This is a genomic window from Paraburkholderia sp. DHOC27, assembly GCF_003429005.1.
GTDB lineage: Bacteria > Pseudomonadota > Gammaproteobacteria > Burkholderiales > Burkholderiaceae > Paraburkholderia.
This window is the reverse complement of sequence record NZ_QVQV01000006.1, coordinates 225,671-241,608: the sequence shown is the minus strand read 5'-3', so window position 1 is coordinate 241,608 and position 15,938 is coordinate 225,671. Positions and strand designations below refer to the sequence as shown.

Below are 15,938 nucleotides of genomic sequence, written 5' to 3'. Positions count from 1 at the left end.
GCGATGACTGCTGCGTCTCACCGCCTTCCCGTTTTTCGCTGGACGCTCTCATGTCGCTGCGCCTTCGTTATTGCGAATCGCCACGCGTCGCCAGAATGCCTCCCGCGCACGCGAATCCGTTGTCAGGGCGCTGACACCGTCACAATCCACATACCGCGAATTGCGCCCTTGCGGCGCTCCGCGCACCAGCACGCACAGATCGACCGCCACGACGTTCGCCCACTGCGCGGACGCCAGCGCCGAGGCGTCGACCCCGCTCTGCGCGCCCGTCAGCCAATACTTGACCCGCAAGCGCTCGATGCCCTCCACCAACGGTTGCGCGGACCCGGATTTGCCGTTTCCGTCGCAATACAACTCCGGCTCGCCGGTCGAGCTGCTCGCCTTCGCATAAAAGCGGTTGACCACCAACACACCGTTGCCACCCACCAATCCGTTCGCTGTACTCACGGCCTGACCCAGGCAATCTGTCGTTTGACCGGTCGCAGATGGCCAGGTCGAGACGCTGTCGCCGACGTAGCGAATGGCAATGCCGTCCGAGCGGCCCGTCAACGCTTCGCAGACGGGGTTGTCGTCGGCGCCTGTCGGCCGTGCCGCGGAGCATCCGAAGACGGTCGGCCGCTGTTGCGCCTGCGGCGCGTCGGCCGGAATAAACCCGGCCATCTGTACTTGCTGACCAATCACGGTCAGCGCCGTCAGGCCTGCATCACGAATCCGGATGGCGTCGTCGGCGCGCCCGAACGCCGCGCGCTGGGAACGGTACAGCGAAATGGCACCGGTGGTGACGACCAGCCCCAAGGCCAGTGCAATCATCAATTCAATCAGCGTATGCCCGGCGCCGCGCAGTGGTGATGAACGGTGCTTCATGGCACGAACGCCATCGCAAGGCAGGCCTTCCCTGCAGGCAAAGCTGCATCGCCGCAGGACTCGGGTTTGTCGATGAACTCGACGGCTGGCAGCAACATGCTCGCCGCTGACCAAGTCACGCGTGCAAACGAGATCCCGCCACCATATCCGGTGATCGACGCGTCGCCTTGCGGCAGCAAACTCGCAGTGCGTGTCTTCCATTGACGCAAGGCGGCGTCACTTCCGCCAGGCGCGCGGGCCGCTTCGACAAGGGCGTCAGCCAGGAAGGCGGCATGTTCACGCTGCGCCGCTGCGCGCGCCTCTCGGGCGATCCACAACTGCGTGGCAATCAGACCAAGCGCCGTTACTGCTGTGAGTGCCACCGCGAGCATCACCTCGATCAGCGACGCACCGCGCACGCGTATTGAACGACCTGGGCTCATGATGTCGCGGCGCATGCGCCGTCAGAAATACGCGGACGCCCACCGGCTGCGATGCGAATGCAGCGTCGCCAGGCCTGCCCTTGCGTGGCGCGTGAAGCGTACTGGGGCGCGAGATCGAAGCTGCGGAAACTGCCAATCAACTGCCCTGCGGGCGGCGTGAACGTGAGATTGGTCTGCGTGCCCGCAATGCTGATCGCGGCAAGCTCGGCCTGCGCACGCAACACCGTGGATGAGCCGGCGTGATCGGCCACGACCGCCCATCCGCAAGACCAGTCCGCCACGCCGCTGCGGCACGCCTGCCCTGCGGGAAGACAGTGGCGTGCGGCATCAATACGGCACACCGTCACACGCGCCCCACGGTTTACGGCCTCGCTACGCGCATAAGACAGCGTGGAAAACAACGCGCGGGCGCGCGCATCCACCTGATCGCGCACATGCCATGCGACGAACGAAGGCGTCGCCATGACGACGATCAGCGCCAGAATCGCCACGGTGATAAGCGTTTCGATCAACGTAAAGCCGCTGCGAGTGCGTCGGGAATCTGCATCTTGCTTCATCTGCATTCCTTAATTTCAAAAGAATGCCGACAATTTACGCAGCAGAATCACGCTCGACAATCAGCCGAACGGCCAGGTAGCGGCGCGCACAATCACTCGCAACAATGCGAGATCAATCGGAAATGCGAAGGGGGAAAAAATGCGAATGCGCGAACCATCAGCGCTTGCGCGTAGGCTTGGGTGGTGTGGATGCGCGACGGAATTCTTCGATCACGTCTTCGAACTCGGAGACGTCTTCGAAGCGCCGGTATACCGAAGCAAACCGGACGTAGGCGATCGTGTCCAGTTCGCGCAGCTCGTTCATCACGAGCTCGCCAAGACGCTCGCTGCGCACTTCGCGCTCGCCACTGCCGAGCAACTGGTATTCGATGCGCGCAACCGAAGCATCTACGGCGTCAGCGGAAACCGGGCGCTTTCTCAGCGCCAGTTGCATGCTCGCGAAAATCTTGCGGCGATCGAATTCAGTGCGGCTGCCATCCTTCTTGACGACCGACGGCAACGCCAGCTCGACCCGCTCATACGTCGTAAAACGTTTGTCGCAGGCCGGGCAGCGGCGACGGCGCCGGATCGCGGCGCCGTCCTCGGATACGCGGGAATCCACGACCTGCGTATCGTCATGCCGGCAGAAGGGGCAGCGCATCGTCGCTTACTTGTAGACCGGGAAACGTTGCGTCAGCTCGGTTACCTGAGCGCGCACGCGTTCGATCGTGGCCGTGTCTTCCGGATTGTCCAGCACGTCGGCAATCAGGTTACCCACCTGCTCGGCTTCCTTCACGCCAAAGCCGCGCGTGGTCATGGCAGGCGAACCGAGACGCACACCGCTCGTGACAAACGGCTTTTCCGGATCGTTCGGAATGGCGTTCTTGTTGACCGTGATATGCGCCGCGCCGAGCGCCGCTTCCGCTGCCTTGCCGGTGATGTGCTTGGCGCGCAGGTCGACCAGCATGACGTGGCTTTCCGTACGGCCCGAGACGATGCGCAGACCGCGCTTGACCAGCGTCTCTGCCAGCACGCGCGCGTTGTCCACGACCTTCTGCTGATACTCCTTGAATTCCGGCGAGAGCGCTTCCTTGAACGCGACGGCCTTGCCGGCGATCACGTGCATCAACGGACCGCCCTGAATGCCAGGGAAAATCGCCGAGTTGATCTGCTTCTCGAATTCGGCCTTCATCAGGATCACACCACCGCGCGGGCCGCGCAGGCTCTTGTGCGTAGTCGTGGTGACGAAGTCGGAATGCGGCACCGGGTTCGGATAGACGCCCGCAGCCACGAGGCCCGCGTAGTGCGCCATGTCGACCATGAAGTACGCGCCGACCGACTTGGCGATCTTCGACAGACGTTCGAAGTCGATGCGCAGCGAGAAGGCCGAAGCGCCTGCAACGATCAGCTTGGGCTTGTGTTCTTGCGCGAGCTTTTCAGCCGCGTCGTAGTCAATATCTTCGGCTTCGTTCAGGCCGTAGCTGACCACGTTGAACCACTTGCCGGACATGTTGACGGGCGAGCCGTGCGTGAGGTGACCACCGTGCGCGAGGCTCATGCCCATGATCGTGTCGCCCGGCTTGAGCATGGCGAAGAACACGCCCTGGTTCGCCTGCGAACCCGAGTTCGGCTGCACGTTCGCCGCTTCCGCGCCGAAGATTTCCTTCACACGGTCGATGGCGAGCTGCTCGACGATATCCACGTATTCGCAGCCACCGTAGTAACGCTTGCCCGGATAACCTTCGGCGTACTTGTTGGTGAGTTGCGAACCCTGTGCGGCCATGACGGCCGGGCTCGTGTAGTTCTCCGACGCAATCAGTTCAATGTGATCTTCCTGACGGCGGTTTTCCAGTTCGATCGCCTTCCAGAGTTCGGGGTCGACGTTGGCGATGGTGCTTTGGGCTCTGTCAAACATACGGGTTCCGTTGAGTGTGTTCAGGTTAACCGGATCGTGCGCCGAATTTCGTGCAGAAAGCGTAGAGGGTACGCGGCGCTGCTGGCGGCTGGGCCAGCCCTGACGTGGCGGGTAAAGATGGGCCGCACACGCGAGGCAGGACAGCCACCGGCAGCGCAATTAACTGCGCGCGGATCACGGCTGCCCAGGCGAACGGCAAAACGGCACCCTGCGCTTCACGGTGGGACACTCCACCTTGAACCTGTTTGGTTCTATCGCCAGTCACGCAGGGATGAGCGCGTTAGTGTATTGGAAGCGCCTGGAATAGGCAACCAACCCTCCGGCGCGGCAGGCTTCACGGCCGGTTTGCCGCCTGAGGGGGCAAGGAAAACGCCCAAAAGTCTGACGAAAATGCGACCATGCCGTTCGTCGGGTGCGCTCTCAGGCGCGCCCCCGGCCATCTTCGCTGGCATGCGAGCGAAGCCCCTGCTGCCAGGAGCAGGCACGTGAGCGCCCGGGCAGGCCTCGCGCGCCTGAAAACCATCGAACGGGTGCAGGGCTATTCTTGCCGCAGCGCGGCATTGCAAGTAGTCTTGCCAGCTTTGTCACTTTCTCACGAGGAGCCCGCCATGATCGTGTTCGTCACTGGAGCATCCGCAGGATTTGGCGCCGCCATCGCCCGCGCCTTCGTCAAAGGCGGCCACCGGGTCGTCGCGACCGCGCGCCGCAAGGATCGTCTGCAGGCACTCGCCGATGAACTGGGTGACGCCCTGCTGCCGTTTGAACTCGACGTGCGCGACGAGGCTGCGGTTGCCGCCGCGCCGGGCGCGTTACCGGCAGAGTTTGCCGCCGTCGATGTGCTCGTCAACAACGCCGGTCTCGCGCTCGGCCTCGAGCCGGCGCAACGCGCCAACCTCGAGGAATGGCGAACCATGATCGACACGAACTGCACCGGGCTCGTCCAGGTGACGCATGCCCTGCTGCCCGGCATGGTGGAACGTCAGCGCGGTCACGTGTTCAACCTCAGCTCGGCGGCGGCCAACTGGCCGTATCCAGGTGGCAACGTGTACGGCGCGACCAAGGCGTTCGTGCGCCAGTTCAGCCTCAACCTGCGCGCCGATCTCGCCGGCACGCCGCTGCGCGTGACCGACGTCGAACCCGGCCTGTGCAGCGGCACCGAGTTCTCGAACGTACGCTTTCGCGGTGACGACGCAAAGGCGGCGAACGTCTACCAGAACGTGCAGGCACTGACCGCCGAAGACATCGCCGACACGATCTACTGGACCGCGACGCGTCCGGCGCATGTGAACGTCAACACGATCGAGCTGATGCCCGTCGCGCAATCGTTCTCGCCGCTGGCGATACATCGCGGCTGAGCGAGCCGGTAGTCCGCACACCCCTGGAAACGACCCCGGGGTGTGCGTTCCGGTAAAATGCGCGGCATGAATATGTCCCCAAGCACGCCCGGCAATGGAATTGGCTTCGTCTGGCCGATTCGCGTGTACTACGAAGACACGGATGCCGGCGGCATCGTTTTCTACGCGAACTACCTGAAATTCTTCGAGCGCGCCCGCACCGAATGGCTGCGCTCATGTGGAATCGAGCAGGAAAGCCTCGCTCACGAGACGGGCGCCATTTTCATTGTCCGCAGCACCGCGATGGACTATCGTGCGCCAGCCCGGCTGGACGACGTGCTCGAAATAACCACCCGGACTGAACGAATTGGCCGCGCGTCGGTCGATTTCTCCCAGGAAGCATGGCGTGGCGGCACGCTGCTTGCTACGGGGAGCATTCGGGTCGGCTGCGTCGACCGGGTTGAACTGCGTCCCGCCGCGATTCCCGCACCGGTTCTCGCTGCCTTGCGGCGGGGAGCGCATGCAGGAACCGCGTCCAGTGTGTCAACGGACAACGGGTAAACACCGTTGTTACGTGGCCAGTGAACTCGTATCGAACAAGCAACACAAAGCATGGTTCGGCCCCTGGTTCAACGAAGCTTCCGGTTTCCCCACGGTAAGCTTCGACAGACCTTGCAGCCGGACGCCCCTTTCGGGACGTTACAGCGAAATATATGAACACTACACAAGATCTGTCGATCATTTCTCTCGTACTTAATGCGAGCTTGCTGGCCCAGGCGGTGATGGCGCTCCTGCTGTTACTGTCGTTGTTGTCGTGGACTTTCATCTTCCGCAAGTGGTTTGCGATCCGTCGCGCACGCGCGCAAACTGAACGCTTCGAACGCGATTTCTGGTCCGGTGGCGACCTCCAGGCGCTCTATCAAAGCGCCGCCAACAACCGCCACACCATCGGCGCGCTTGAGCGGATCTTCGAATCCGGCATGCGCGAATTCCTGAAGGGCAAGGAAAAGCGTCTTAACGACCCAGGCCTGATTCTCGACGGTGCACGCCGCGCCATGCGCGCCGCTTTCCAGCGTGAAATGGACGTGCTGGAAGCCAACCTCGCCTTCCTCGCCTCGGTGGGTTCGGTCAGCCCGTATATCGGTCTGTTCGGCACGGTGTGGGGGATCATGAACGCATTCCGCGGCCTCGCCAACGTTCAGCAGGCTACGCTCGCCAACGTCGCGCCCGGCATTGCCGAGGCATTGACGGCAACGGCCATCGGCCTGTTCGCCGCAATCCCGGCCGTGGTTGCTTACAACCGTTACGCGCACGATATCGACCGCCTGGCCATCCGCTTCGAGACCTTCATCGAAGAGTTCTCGAACATCCTGCAGCGTCAGGCGCACTAAGGAGTCGTCATGGCCGGTTCCTCAAGTCGCTCCTCCAGTATGCGCGGTGGCCGTTCGCGCCGCGCCATGGCCGATATCAACGTCGTGCCGTATATCGACGTGATGCTCGTGCTGCTCGTGATTTTCATGGTGACCGCGCCGCTCGTCGCGCCGTCCATCGTCAATCTGCCCACGGTGGGCGGAGCCGCGCCGCAGCAGCAAACGCCGCCGGTGGTGGTCAGCATTCGTGCCGACGGCAACATGAGCGTGAAGTACAAGGACGACAATGGCGCGATGCAGCAGGAAGACATGAGCCGTGCGGATCTGAACAGCTTTGTCGTCGACCGCGAGCAGTCGCATCCGGACCAGCCGGTTGTGATCGCGGCTGACAAAACGGTGAAATACGAAACCGTAATGAACGTGATGTCGGATCTCAAGGCTCGCGGTGTCAAGCGCGTCGGGTTGCTCGTCAAATCGCAATGACCCGCAAGAATTCCGCTTATCCACTAAGGCCACCGCGTGAACGCGGCACCGGGCGAGCGTTTGCGCTCGCCGTGGTGATGCACGTACTGCTCGGGTTCTTTCTCTATCACGGCATTCATTGGCAAAACAGCACCCCGGCAGGTGCGGAAGCTGAACTGTGGACCGAAGTGCCTGACATCAGTACGCCGCGTCAGCCTCCTCCGCCGCCGGTACCGGTGGCCCCTGCCCCGCCCGTTCCTGATGAGCAGGCCGATATTGCCCTGCAGGAAAAGAAGCGCCAGCAGCAGGAAGCGCAACGCCAGGCACAACTCGCGGAGCAGCAGCGTCAGCAGCAGTTGCAGGCACAACAAGCCGAAGCGAAGCGCCAGCAGCAACTCGCCGATCAGGCTGCACAGCTTGCAGCCCAGAAAGCGGCCGCGCTGAAGCAGAAGCAACAACAGCAGCAAGCCGACAAACTCAAACAGCAGCAACTGGCCGAGCAACAAAAGCAGGATCAGTTGAAGCAACAGCAACTCGAGGATCAGCAGAAGCAGGCCCAGGCCGACGCGCAGAAGAAGGCTGATGCGCAGAAGGCTGCGAAGGCCAAGGCGGATGCGGCAGCAGCACAGGCGAAGAAGCTCGACCAGGAACGCCGTGCACGTCTCGCGCAGATGCAGGGTATGGCGGGTGGCGAAGGCTCGACCGGCGACGGTCTGGCGAAGAGCGGCACGGGTAGCGGTTCGGGTGGTACGGCTACGTCGCCGGGTTACGCCGACAAGGTCCGGCGTCGCGTGCGGCCGAACATCGTCTGGGCGGGTGACACGCAGGGGCTCGAAACCGAGATCGCAGTACGTTGCTCGCCGTCGGGCACGCTGCTTAGCGTGTCGGTGACGCGCAGTAGTGGCAACGCGCAGTGGGACGATGCGGCGGAACGCGCGGTGCGTGCGTCGGATCCGATGCCGGTCGATGTCGACGGCAAGACGCCGTCCAGCTTCAAGATTACGTTGCGGCCAGCAGGTTGAAAGTAGGCTCGAAGTTCACCTGGATGCCCCGCCCAGCGGGGCGTCTCCGGGAACGAATTGGAAGATTCCGGGTCTGTCTGCTGTCGTAGAAAGTTAGAAAACCGCTTTTTTGGGAATCCATACAGCATGAGTTTGATGACGAAGCTAGGTCTGCGAACGTTAGTGGCGTCGTGCCTGATTGCAGCCGGTGGCGCTGCGCACGCACAACTCAATGTCCTCGTTACGGGCGTCGGGTCCACCCAGTTCCCCATCGCCACGGCTAATTTCGCCAATGAAGCGAGCTCGCCGCAGCAGGTCAGCACCATCGTGCGCCAGGACCTTCAGCGCAGCGGCAAATTCACCAACGTCGACGCGGGCGGCACGCCGGTTTCGGAAAACGATTCGGTGGATCTCGGCAGCTGGAAAGCCAAGGGCGCGAATGCGTTCGTGGCCGGCAGCGTGAACCGCCTGCCCAACGGTCAATACGAAGTGCGCTTCAAGCTCTACGACACGGTCAAGGGTGAAAGCCTCGGCGGCCTCGTGCTGGTGAGTCCCGAGAGCGGTCTGCGCATGAGCGCGCACAAGGTCGCCGACTACATCTACGCGAAGCTGCTGGGCGATCGCGGCGTGTTCGCCACGCGTCTGTCGTACGTCATCAAGACGGGAAACCGCTACCAGTTGCAGATTTCCGATTCGGACGGCCAGGACGCGCACATCGCGCTGTCGAGCCCCGAGCCGATCATCTCGCCGGCGTGGTCGCCGGACGGCACGAAGGTCGCGTACGTATCGTTTGAAAAGAAGAAGCCGATCGTCTACATCCACGATTTGCCCACGGGCCGTCGTATCGTCGTATCGGACCAGAAGGGGAATAACAGTGCGCCGGCGTGGTCGCCGGATGGACGCACGCTGGCCGTGGCGCTCTCGCGCACCGGCAACACGCAGATCTTCGCCGTCAACGCAGACGGCAGCGGTCTGCGCCGCCTCACGCAAGGCACTTCCATCGACACCGAACCGGCCTACTCTCCTGACGGCCAGTCAATCTACTTCACCAGCGACCGCGGCGGTCAACCGCAAATCTACAAGATGCCGGCGCAGGGCGAGAGCGCAGGCGCAGCTCAGCGCGTCACGTTCTCGGGCAGCTACAACACCAGCCCGCGCGTCAGCCCGGACGGCAAAGAGCTCGCTTACATCTCACGCGTAGGCGGCGCTTTCAAGCTGTATATCCAGGACCTGCAGTCCGGAACAGCAACCGGCTTGACCGACACAACACATGACGAATCGCCCAGCTTCGCGGCGAATGGTCAGTACATCCTTTACGCCACACAGGTGAACGGCCGTGGCGTGTTGGCCGCAGTATCGACCGATGGTCGCACTCGGCAGGTCCTGTCCGTTCAGGGCGGTATCGTTCGCGAGCCGTCCTGGGGCCCGTTTATGCAATGACACACTAGGAGAGTAAACAATGATGTCCAAACTTCGTATCGTATTCGCCGCACTGCTTGTCGGTGTTCTCGCAGCATGTCACTCGGGCGTGAAGCTCGACGACAACGCCAACAAGGGTGGTGCGGTCAGCACGCAACCGAATCCGAACGCAGTCGCTCAGGTGAACGTTGACGAACTGAACGATCCGAACAGCCCGTTGGCCAAGCGCAGCATCTATTTCGACTTTGACAGCTACTCGGTCAAGGACGACTACCAGTCGCTGCTGGCACAACACGCGCGTTATCTGAAGGCACACCCGGAACGTCACGTTCTGATCCAGGGCAACACCGACGAACGCGGCACGAGCGAGTACAACCTGGCACTCGGCCAGAAGCGTGCTGAAGCCGTGCGTCGCGCGCTGTCGCTGCTCGGCGTGCAGGATTCGCAAATGGAAGCCGTGAGCCTCGGTAAGGAAAAGCCGCTGGCAGACGGTCATGACGAAGCATCGTGGGCACAAAACCGCCGCGCTGACCTCGTGTACCAACAGTAACGGATGATGAGCCGTATGACGCCTCGTTTCTCCTGGCTGCGCTTCGCCGCAGCCGCCTGTGTGGCGGGCTCGGCCTTGACGGCCGTGCCGGCGCACGCAGGCATGTTCGACGACGATCAGGCTCGTCAGGCGATTCTCGATCTTCGTACCAAGACCGATAGCCTCTCGAGTCAGCTCGCAGCCGCACAACGCACTATCCTCGATCAGTCCAACCATCTCGACCAGCTGAATCAGCAGGTCGCGACGCTGCGCGGACAGAACGAGGACATGGCGAACCAGCTTGCCACGCTGCAAAAACAGCAGAAGGACTACTACACCGACCTGGATACGCGACTCAAGAAATTCGAGCCGCAGCAACAGACGGTCGATGGCGTAGAAGGCACGGTGCAGCCTGGTGAAACGGATGCGTTCAATGCGGCCTCGACGCAGTTCCGCAATGGCGATTTCAAGAATGCGGCGGCTTCATTCCGCACCTTCATCGCCAAGTATCCGCAGAGCCCGTATCAGCCGACCGCGCAGTACTGGCTCGGCAACGCGCTGTATGCACTGCGCGACTACAAGGGTTCGACGACGACGTGGGAAGGCGTAGTGCGGAATTACCCGCAGCATCCGCGCGCACCCGAAGCGCTGCTCGCGATTGCGAACAATCAGCTCGAGCAAGGTCAGAAGGCTGCGGCCAAAAAGACGCTCGAGCAGATCGTCGCGCAATACGGCAGTTCGGATGTCGCGCAATCGGCGCAAAGCAAGTTGTCGCAAATCAAGTAGTCGAGCAGTGAAGGTGTTGTCGTAGTAACGCGCAGTGTCGGAGTAGAACGTCACGCGCGCCTCTCGCCGGAAAGCCCGGGGCACTCCATGTCCCGGGCTTTTTGTTTGTAGCAGATCCGGCTGTGAGGCCGATGGGTTGACAGACTGCGGCTAAAATCTATATAATCTCGCTTCTCTTTTGGGTCGTTAGCTCAGCTGGTAGAGCAGCGGACTTTTAATCCGTTGGTCACAGGTTCGAATCCCGTACGGCCTACCAAAGATTTAAAGGGCTTACATGCGCATGCATGTAAGCCCTTTTTCTTTGCCGCTGGTTTTCTGCACGCAAACTTTTTGCACGCCCGCTGTTCTGCACGTCCGCTTTTCGCCCTCTCTCTTCCGCACTGTCCCTTCTGCGTCCTCGTTGTACGCATGCTTCACATGCGAGACACCTCCGCGTCACGGCTCGCCGTCATCTCACGCCTGCGCGCCGACTACGCTCAGCAAATCCGACATCCTCCTACATCGTACTTCCAGCAAACTCGATGGGAGTCCGAACCTTCGTATTTATCGAGACACGAAGCCGTGTAATGATCGCGCCGACCTCTTCGTAACGCTGCAACCGGTGCCCGCAACTTGCGCCAGCACCCGCAGCAAGCCTCAAGACAACGCGCTTTCATTCCAACTTCATGAGCAACTTTCTGTTCGATCTGGCCACGAATCTGACTATCCTGGCGGTCCTGCTCGTGGCGTGTCATCTGGGTAATCTCGCCAAACCGGAACTCGCGCTGAACGGCGGCTTCGTGTTCGTCGTGATGGTCGCGATCGCGCTGGTGTTCGACGCTGCGCTCACGTTCCTGGTGTTTGCGGATGCGCCTACCCGCTACGGGAAGTTCGGCTCGCCGGCCGAATTCGTGCATCGCGCGTGCGCCTGGGCAATCGTCTCCATACTGGCCATGTTCATTGCGTTTCGCGCATCCCGCAGCACGCGGCGCAGCGAAAAGAAGGCAGGTGACGCGATCGTGATCCACACCTCCCCTTACACCGAGTCGCATCTGCACCTGTGACAACGCCGGGTCATGTGTCTTCGCGCAACCGCCCAGCGCGCAGCCGGGGGCGGGAATGTTCCTTGCCGCCGCGCGTGCCGTCGGCTATAACTTGCGGAGGGAAGATACTGACACGACGCGCCTGTCGCCCGACAGCGCACCCGCAGCCCTAAACCAGAGTTGTTCGCTGTACTGGAGAAATTGCCACAACGCAAAAAGCGATGAGTTGCCGCATCGAGCCGGCTAGCAGGCGTTCCTCCGGTTCCTGATTCGCCCTCCTGTCGCGCATTCGCTGAATCGTTCCAGTCGTTCAAACGCAACCGGCTCTAGCGAGGACAACGTGAATCTCGATACCGTACGCATATTTCTCATGACTCGGGGCATCGACATCGGCTCCAAAGTCGTCGGCGCAATCGTGCTATGGATTGTCGGACGCTGGGTCATCGGTTTGATTACGGGGTTGCTGCGCAAGGTGCTCGCGCGCAATGGCAAGGTCGATCCCACGCTGGCGCATTACCTCGGCTCGATCCTCGGCGCGCTGCTGAACATGCTGCTGATCCTTGCGATCCTGCAGGTGTTCGGTGTTCAGACCACGTCGTTCGCGGCCTTGCTGGCAGGCTTGGGGCTCGCCATCGGCACGGCATGGGGCGGCTTGCTCGCGCACTTCGCGGCCGGCATTTTCATGCAGGTACTGCGCCCCTTCAAGGTCGGCGATTTCGTGATGGCCGGCGGCGTCACCGGTACGGTTCAGGAACTCGGGCTGTTCGGCACCACGATCATCACGCCGGACAACGTCACGACGATTGTCGGCAACAACAAGATTTTCTCCGACACCATCTCGAACTACAGCACGCTGCCCGTGCGCCGCGTCGAACTCACGGCCAAGATTGCCAATGGCGTCGATCCAATTGATGCCGCCAATCGCCTGAAAGCGGCCGTCACGAAGATTGCCAACGTCGCGGAAACGCCGCCGCCGGATATCGAAGTGCTGTCGTTCACGCCCGAGGGACCGCTACTGTGCGTGCGGCCCTACACGCATACGGATCACTACTGGCAGGTGTATTTCGACACCAACCGCGCCATTGTCGAGACGTTCCGCGAGGCCGGCTACCCGACGCCGGAAACGCCGCTCGTACGGCGCACAGCCAGCTAGTTCACTACGCTGTCAAAGCAAGGCGGTCTCGGTCAGCGAGGCCGCCTCGCGCGCGCAAAACACGCAATCAACGATTGCCCGGCTTCACGGCCGGTTTGCGCATCATCTTCCACAGCGCACCGGCCACCACGGGCACGATGGCCGCGCCGGCGCCTACCAGCACGATCACGTTCAGGTATTGGCGAATGAACGGGATGTTGCCGAAGAAGTAACCGAGCAGCACCAGCAGCAGCACCCAGAACAACGCACCGACGAAGTTGAAGAACTGAAAACGGCTCACGGTCATTTGCGATGCACCCGCAACGAACGGTGCGAACGTGCGCACCACCGGAACGAAGCGCGCCAGCACGATGGTTTTGCCGCCGTGCTTTTCGTAGAAGTTGTGGGTCTTCTGCAGCGCTGCACGGTCAAGAAAACGTTCCAGCACCGGGATGTGCGAGTTGAACACCTTGGGTCCGATGAGCCGGCCAATCAGATAGTTCACCGTATTGCCGCCCACTGCTGCCACCAGCAGCATCAGGATCAGCCCGGTGAGATTCATCTCCCCGCTCGCGCAAAACGCGCCGCCAATGAACAGCAGCGAATCGCCCGGCAGAAACGGCAGCACGACGAGTCCGGTTTCGCAAAACACGATCAGAAACAGCACCGCGTACACCCACGCGCCGTACTGACTGATGAAAACTCCGAGAAACTTGTCGATGTGTAACACAAGGTTCACAAACTGCAGCAGCGTGTCCAAAAGCGTCCCTTATTGAGCAGATGGCGAGAGCGGCCCATGCGGCAGGCCGTCATGGCGTTTTGAGGTGAGGGTGAAAACTGAAGCAACGCCCGCAGGCGAGCAAATTGACCGCGCCATGATACCGAAAGTGCCCGGCCGCAATAAAAAAACCGCGGACGCGGGCACGTTACGGCGGCATGCCCGGAGATCCTGGCGGGTGTCGCCTAAGACGGCCACCACCGGTGAGCGGCCGGCGCGCGGCAAATCGCTATAATTTCGGCATGTCCGAATTCTCCGAAACGCCCGTCGACGCCGCCGCCAAGGCGCCCGCACCCGTCCTGCGCCCGCTGCGGGCCATTGCCGCCCTGCCCGATCTGCTGATCAGCCAGATTGCCGCGGGCGAAGTGGTCGAACGGCCCGCTTCGGTCGTGAAAGAACTGCTGGAAAACGCCCTCGACGCCGGCGCGCAAACCCTGCGCATTCTGCTGGATGAAGGCGGCGTCAAGCGCATCTCGATCACCGACGATGGCTGCGGCATCCCCGAAGGCGAACTGACCCTCGCGCTAATGCGCCACGCCACCAGCAAGATCCGCTCGCTCGCCGAACTCGAAGCGGTCGGCACGCTCGGGTTTCGCGGCGAGGCGCTGGCGTCGATCGCATCGGTGTCGGAACTCACCATCACGAGCCGCACGGCCGATGCCCCGCACGCCGTGCGTATCGACGCACAAACCGGCGTGCTGAGCCCCGCCGCGGGTACCCAGGGCACCACCATCGAAGTGCGCGAACTGTACTTCAACACGCCCGCGCGTCGCAAGTTTCTGAAAAGCGAGCAGACCGAACTCGGGCATTGTCTGGAGATGATCCGGCGCGTTGCACTGGCGCGGCCCGACGTGGCCATTTCCGTGCTGCATAACGGCCGCGCGGTCGAGCACTGGAACGCCACCGATCCGGCCACACGCGTCGCCAAGATTCTCGGCGAGACGTTTGCCACCGCCCATCTGCCCCTCGACGAATCCGCCGGACCGCTGGCGGTGTATGGCTGCGCCGGTCTGCCAACCGCAAGCCGGGGCCGCGCGGATCAGCAATATTTCTTCGTCAACGGCCGCTTCGTGCGCGACAAGCTGCTGACGCACGCCGTACGCGCTGCGTACGAGGATGTGCTGCATGGCGAGCGCTATCCGTCGTATGTGCTGTTCCTCGATTTGCCGCCGGAAGGCGTCGACGTCAACGTGCATCCGTCGAAGATCGAAGTGCGCTTCCGCGATTCGCGTTCGATCCACCAGTTCGTGTTTCATGCGGTGCAGCGCGCCTTGGCGCGGCATGCGGGGGCGTCTCCGGAAACCACGGCCGGTGGACACGCCGCGCACCTCCAACCTGCGGCCAGCGCGGCGATGGATGGCAATGCGGTACACGGTCAACCGGCGTCGTTCGGGGGCATGCCCGCGGGCAGTGGTGCGGGCGGCGTGGGTGGTGTAGGTGGATCAGGTGGCTTTGGCACAGGTTCAATGGCGAGCGGCCCCGGCGGTACGGGAGGATTTAGCGGCAACGGCAGCAGCGGTGGCTTCGCCGGACAGGCTGGCAACACATGGATGCGTCAGGCGCGCATGACGCAAGGCACCTTGCCGGTCGCGCAGCCGCTCGCGCTCTACGATGCCCTGTTCGGTCGCAAGGACACTGGGGCCGGCACCGCAGACGGCGCGACCGTGTTCCAAGCGCGCGACTCCGCTAGCGAGGCGCCTTCTTTCTTCGCCCCGTCAGCAGCGGGCAATCCAGCGTTTAACGCCTCCGACGAACAGCCGCTCGGCTTCGCGCTCGGCCAGGTGCACGGCATCTACGTGCTGGCGCAAAACGCCCAGGGGCTGGTGATCGTGGACATGCATGCCGCTCACGAACGCATCCTGTACGAGCAGTTCAAGAACGCCCTGGCCGATCGGGCCATCGCCGTGCAGCCGTTGCTGATTCCAGTGTCGATGCCAGCGGATGCGGTGGAAATCGGTGTGGTCGAGGAGGAACGCGAGACGCTCGACGCACTCGGCTTCGACCTTGCCGTGCTGTCGCCGACCACGCTGGCGATTCGTGCCGTGCCCGCGTTGCTCAAGGACGCCGATTTGCAAGCCCTGGCGCGCGCGGTGCTTGCGGATCTGCATGCGTTCGGCGGGTCACGCGTGCTGACCGAGCGGCAACATGAATTGCTCGGCACGCTGGCATGCCATCACGCGGTGCGCGCGAACCGGCGACTCACGCTGGACGAGATGAATGCGCTGCTGCGTCAGATGGAAGCCACCGAGCGCGCAGACCAGTGCAATCACGGGCGGCCGACGTGGTATCAACTGACGCTGTCCGACCTCGACCGCCTGTTCATGCGCGGTCAATGAGCGTGCACGCTGCGATGCGACTTGTGCCGCCG

At 62.4% G+C, this 15,938-nt stretch carries 17 protein-coding genes, 1 tRNA gene and 1 riboswitch; of the genes, 12 read left to right on the top strand and 6 right to left on the bottom strand.

The window, feature by feature from the left end; genetic code table 11:
- Nucleotides 1-48: 48 nt before the first annotated feature.
- From D0B32_RS19785 to glyA, 5 genes are all read right to left on the bottom strand, one after another.
- Nucleotides 49-864: a PilW family protein gene (locus D0B32_RS19785; RefSeq protein ID WP_117335979.1), complete on the bottom strand. Its 816-nt coding sequence runs from the start codon at nt 862-864 to the stop codon at nt 49-51.
- Nucleotides 861-1,286, bottom strand: coding sequence for a hypothetical protein (locus D0B32_RS19780; protein ID WP_117336305.1), 426 nt, complete (start codon nt 1,284-1,286; stop codon nt 861-863). Before D0B32_RS19780 ends, D0B32_RS19785 begins: the two co-directional genes overlap by 4 nt.
- Entirely contained in the window at nt 1,283-1,843 is a 561-nt protein-coding gene (locus D0B32_RS19775; RefSeq protein WP_259295060.1) for a GspH/FimT family pseudopilin, read from the bottom strand. Before D0B32_RS19775 ends, D0B32_RS19780 begins: the two co-directional genes overlap by 4 nt.
- Nucleotides 1,844-2,000: 157 nt before the next feature.
- Nucleotides 2,001-2,483 (bottom strand): transcriptional regulator NrdR, encoded by a 483-nt coding sequence (gene nrdR / locus D0B32_RS19770; RefSeq protein WP_117335977.1) that lies wholly within the window; start codon nt 2,481-2,483, stop codon nt 2,001-2,003.
- 6 nt (nt 2,484-2,489) lie between these two features.
- Nucleotides 2,490-3,737 (bottom strand): serine hydroxymethyltransferase, encoded by a 1,248-nt coding sequence (gene glyA, locus D0B32_RS19765; RefSeq protein WP_117335976.1) that lies wholly within the window; start codon nt 3,735-3,737, stop codon nt 2,490-2,492.
- A 175-nt stretch (nt 3,738-3,912) separates the two neighbouring features.
- A riboswitch (ZMP/ZTP riboswitch) is annotated at nt 3,913-4,012 on the bottom strand.
- Nucleotides 4,013-4,345: 333 nt separating this feature from the next.
- Between glyA and D0B32_RS19755 the strand changes: the two genes are divergently transcribed.
- The 11 genes from D0B32_RS19755 (at nt 4,346) to D0B32_RS19705 (ending at nt 12,813) form a co-directional block, all read left to right on the top strand.
- Complete coding sequence (locus tag D0B32_RS19755) at nt 4,346-5,092, top strand: SDR family NAD(P)-dependent oxidoreductase (protein WP_117335975.1); 747 nt, start codon at nt 4,346-4,348, stop codon at nt 5,090-5,092.
- Between the two features lie 57 nt (nt 5,093-5,149).
- Nucleotides 5,150-5,632, top strand: a complete 483-nt coding sequence (gene ybgC, locus D0B32_RS19750) for a tol-pal system-associated acyl-CoA thioesterase (protein WP_117335974.1) — start codon at nt 5,150-5,152, stop codon at nt 5,630-5,632.
- Nucleotides 5,633-5,784: 152 nt separating this feature from the next.
- Nucleotides 5,785-6,462, top strand: a complete 678-nt coding sequence (tolQ, locus tag D0B32_RS19745) for a protein TolQ (RefSeq protein ID WP_074265790.1) — start codon at nt 5,785-5,787, stop codon at nt 6,460-6,462.
- Nucleotides 6,463-6,471: 9 nt separating this feature from the next.
- Nucleotides 6,472-6,924, top strand: a complete 453-nt coding sequence (gene tolR / locus D0B32_RS19740; RefSeq protein ID WP_117335973.1) for a protein TolR — start codon at nt 6,472-6,474, stop codon at nt 6,922-6,924.
- Nucleotides 6,921-7,925 (top strand): cell envelope integrity protein TolA, encoded by a 1,005-nt coding sequence (gene tolA / locus D0B32_RS19735; RefSeq protein ID WP_117335972.1) that lies wholly within the window; start codon nt 6,921-6,923, stop codon nt 7,923-7,925. Before tolR ends, tolA begins: the two co-directional genes overlap by 4 nt.
- Before the next feature lie 126 nt (nt 7,926-8,051).
- Complete coding sequence (tolB, locus tag D0B32_RS19730; RefSeq protein WP_117335971.1) at nt 8,052-9,344, top strand: Tol-Pal system beta propeller repeat protein TolB; 1,293 nt, start codon at nt 8,052-8,054, stop codon at nt 9,342-9,344.
- 19 nt (nt 9,345-9,363) lie between these two features.
- Complete coding sequence (gene pal / locus D0B32_RS19725; protein WP_117335970.1) at nt 9,364-9,873, top strand: peptidoglycan-associated lipoprotein Pal; 510 nt, start codon at nt 9,364-9,366, stop codon at nt 9,871-9,873.
- 15 nt (nt 9,874-9,888) lie between these two features.
- The gene (gene ybgF, locus D0B32_RS19720; protein WP_117335969.1) at nt 9,889-10,638 is read left to right on the top strand and encodes a tol-pal system protein YbgF; all 750 of its coding nucleotides are present in this window, start codon (nt 9,889-9,891) and stop codon (nt 10,636-10,638) included.
- A 180-nt stretch (nt 10,639-10,818) separates the two neighbouring features.
- Nucleotides 10,819-10,894, top strand: a tRNA-Lys gene (locus tag D0B32_RS19715).
- 409 nt (nt 10,895-11,303) lie between these two features.
- Nucleotides 11,304-11,681, top strand: a complete 378-nt coding sequence (locus tag D0B32_RS19710) for a hypothetical protein (protein ID WP_117335968.1) — start codon at nt 11,304-11,306, stop codon at nt 11,679-11,681.
- A gap of 319 nt (nt 11,682-12,000) precedes the next feature.
- Nucleotides 12,001-12,813: a mechanosensitive ion channel family protein gene (locus D0B32_RS19705; RefSeq protein ID WP_117335967.1), complete on the top strand. Its 813-nt coding sequence runs from the start codon at nt 12,001-12,003 to the stop codon at nt 12,811-12,813.
- 67 nt (nt 12,814-12,880) lie between these two features.
- Here D0B32_RS19705 and D0B32_RS19700 read toward each other — a convergent pair whose 3' ends face one another.
- Complete coding sequence (locus D0B32_RS19700) at nt 12,881-13,552, bottom strand: VTT domain-containing protein (protein ID WP_117335966.1); 672 nt, start codon at nt 13,550-13,552, stop codon at nt 12,881-12,883.
- A gap of 260 nt (nt 13,553-13,812) precedes the next feature.
- On the opposite strand from D0B32_RS19700, the gene mutL reads away from it, so the two are divergent.
- Nucleotides 13,813-15,906, top strand: coding sequence for a DNA mismatch repair endonuclease MutL (mutL, locus tag D0B32_RS19695; protein ID WP_117336304.1), 2,094 nt, complete (start codon nt 13,813-13,815; stop codon nt 15,904-15,906).
- Nucleotides 15,907-15,938: the final 32 nt, after the last annotated feature.

Bases quoted from the DNA above. Each gene is read 5' to 3' on its own strand.
- D0B32_RS19785 (WP_117335979.1), bottom strand. From the start codon at position 864: ATGAAGCACCGTTCATCACCACTGCGCGGCGCCGGGCATACGCTGATT.
- D0B32_RS19780 (WP_117336305.1), bottom strand. From the start codon at position 1,286: ATGAGCCCAGGTCGTTCAATACGCGTGCGCGGTGCGTCGCTGATCGAG.
- D0B32_RS19775 (WP_259295060.1), bottom strand. From the start codon at position 1,843: ATGAAGCAAGATGCAGATTCCCGACGCACTCGCAGCGGCTTTACGTTG.
- nrdR (WP_117335977.1), bottom strand. From the start codon at position 2,483: ATGCGCTGCCCCTTCTGCCGGCATGACGATACGCAGGTCGTGGATTCC.
- glyA (WP_117335976.1), bottom strand. From the start codon at position 3,737: ATGTTTGACAGAGCCCAAAGCACCATCGCCAACGTCGACCCCGAACTC.
- D0B32_RS19755 (WP_117335975.1), top strand. From the start codon at position 4,346: ATGATCGTGTTCGTCACTGGAGCATCCGCAGGATTTGGCGCCGCCATC.
- ybgC (WP_117335974.1), top strand. From the start codon at position 5,150: ATGCGCGGCATGAATATGTCCCCAAGCACGCCCGGCAATGGAATTGGC.
- tolQ (WP_074265790.1), top strand. From the start codon at position 5,785: ATGAACACTACACAAGATCTGTCGATCATTTCTCTCGTACTTAATGCG.
- tolR (WP_117335973.1), top strand. From the start codon at position 6,472: ATGGCCGGTTCCTCAAGTCGCTCCTCCAGTATGCGCGGTGGCCGTTCG.
- tolA (WP_117335972.1), top strand. From the start codon at position 6,921: ATGACCCGCAAGAATTCCGCTTATCCACTAAGGCCACCGCGTGAACGC.
- tolB (WP_117335971.1), top strand. From the start codon at position 8,052: ATGAGTTTGATGACGAAGCTAGGTCTGCGAACGTTAGTGGCGTCGTGC.
- pal (WP_117335970.1), top strand. From the start codon at position 9,364: ATGATGTCCAAACTTCGTATCGTATTCGCCGCACTGCTTGTCGGTGTT.
- ybgF (WP_117335969.1), top strand. From the start codon at position 9,889: ATGACGCCTCGTTTCTCCTGGCTGCGCTTCGCCGCAGCCGCCTGTGTG.
- D0B32_RS19710 (WP_117335968.1), top strand. From the start codon at position 11,304: ATGAGCAACTTTCTGTTCGATCTGGCCACGAATCTGACTATCCTGGCG.
- mutL (WP_117336304.1), top strand. From the start codon at position 13,813: ATGTCCGAATTCTCCGAAACGCCCGTCGACGCCGCCGCCAAGGCGCCC.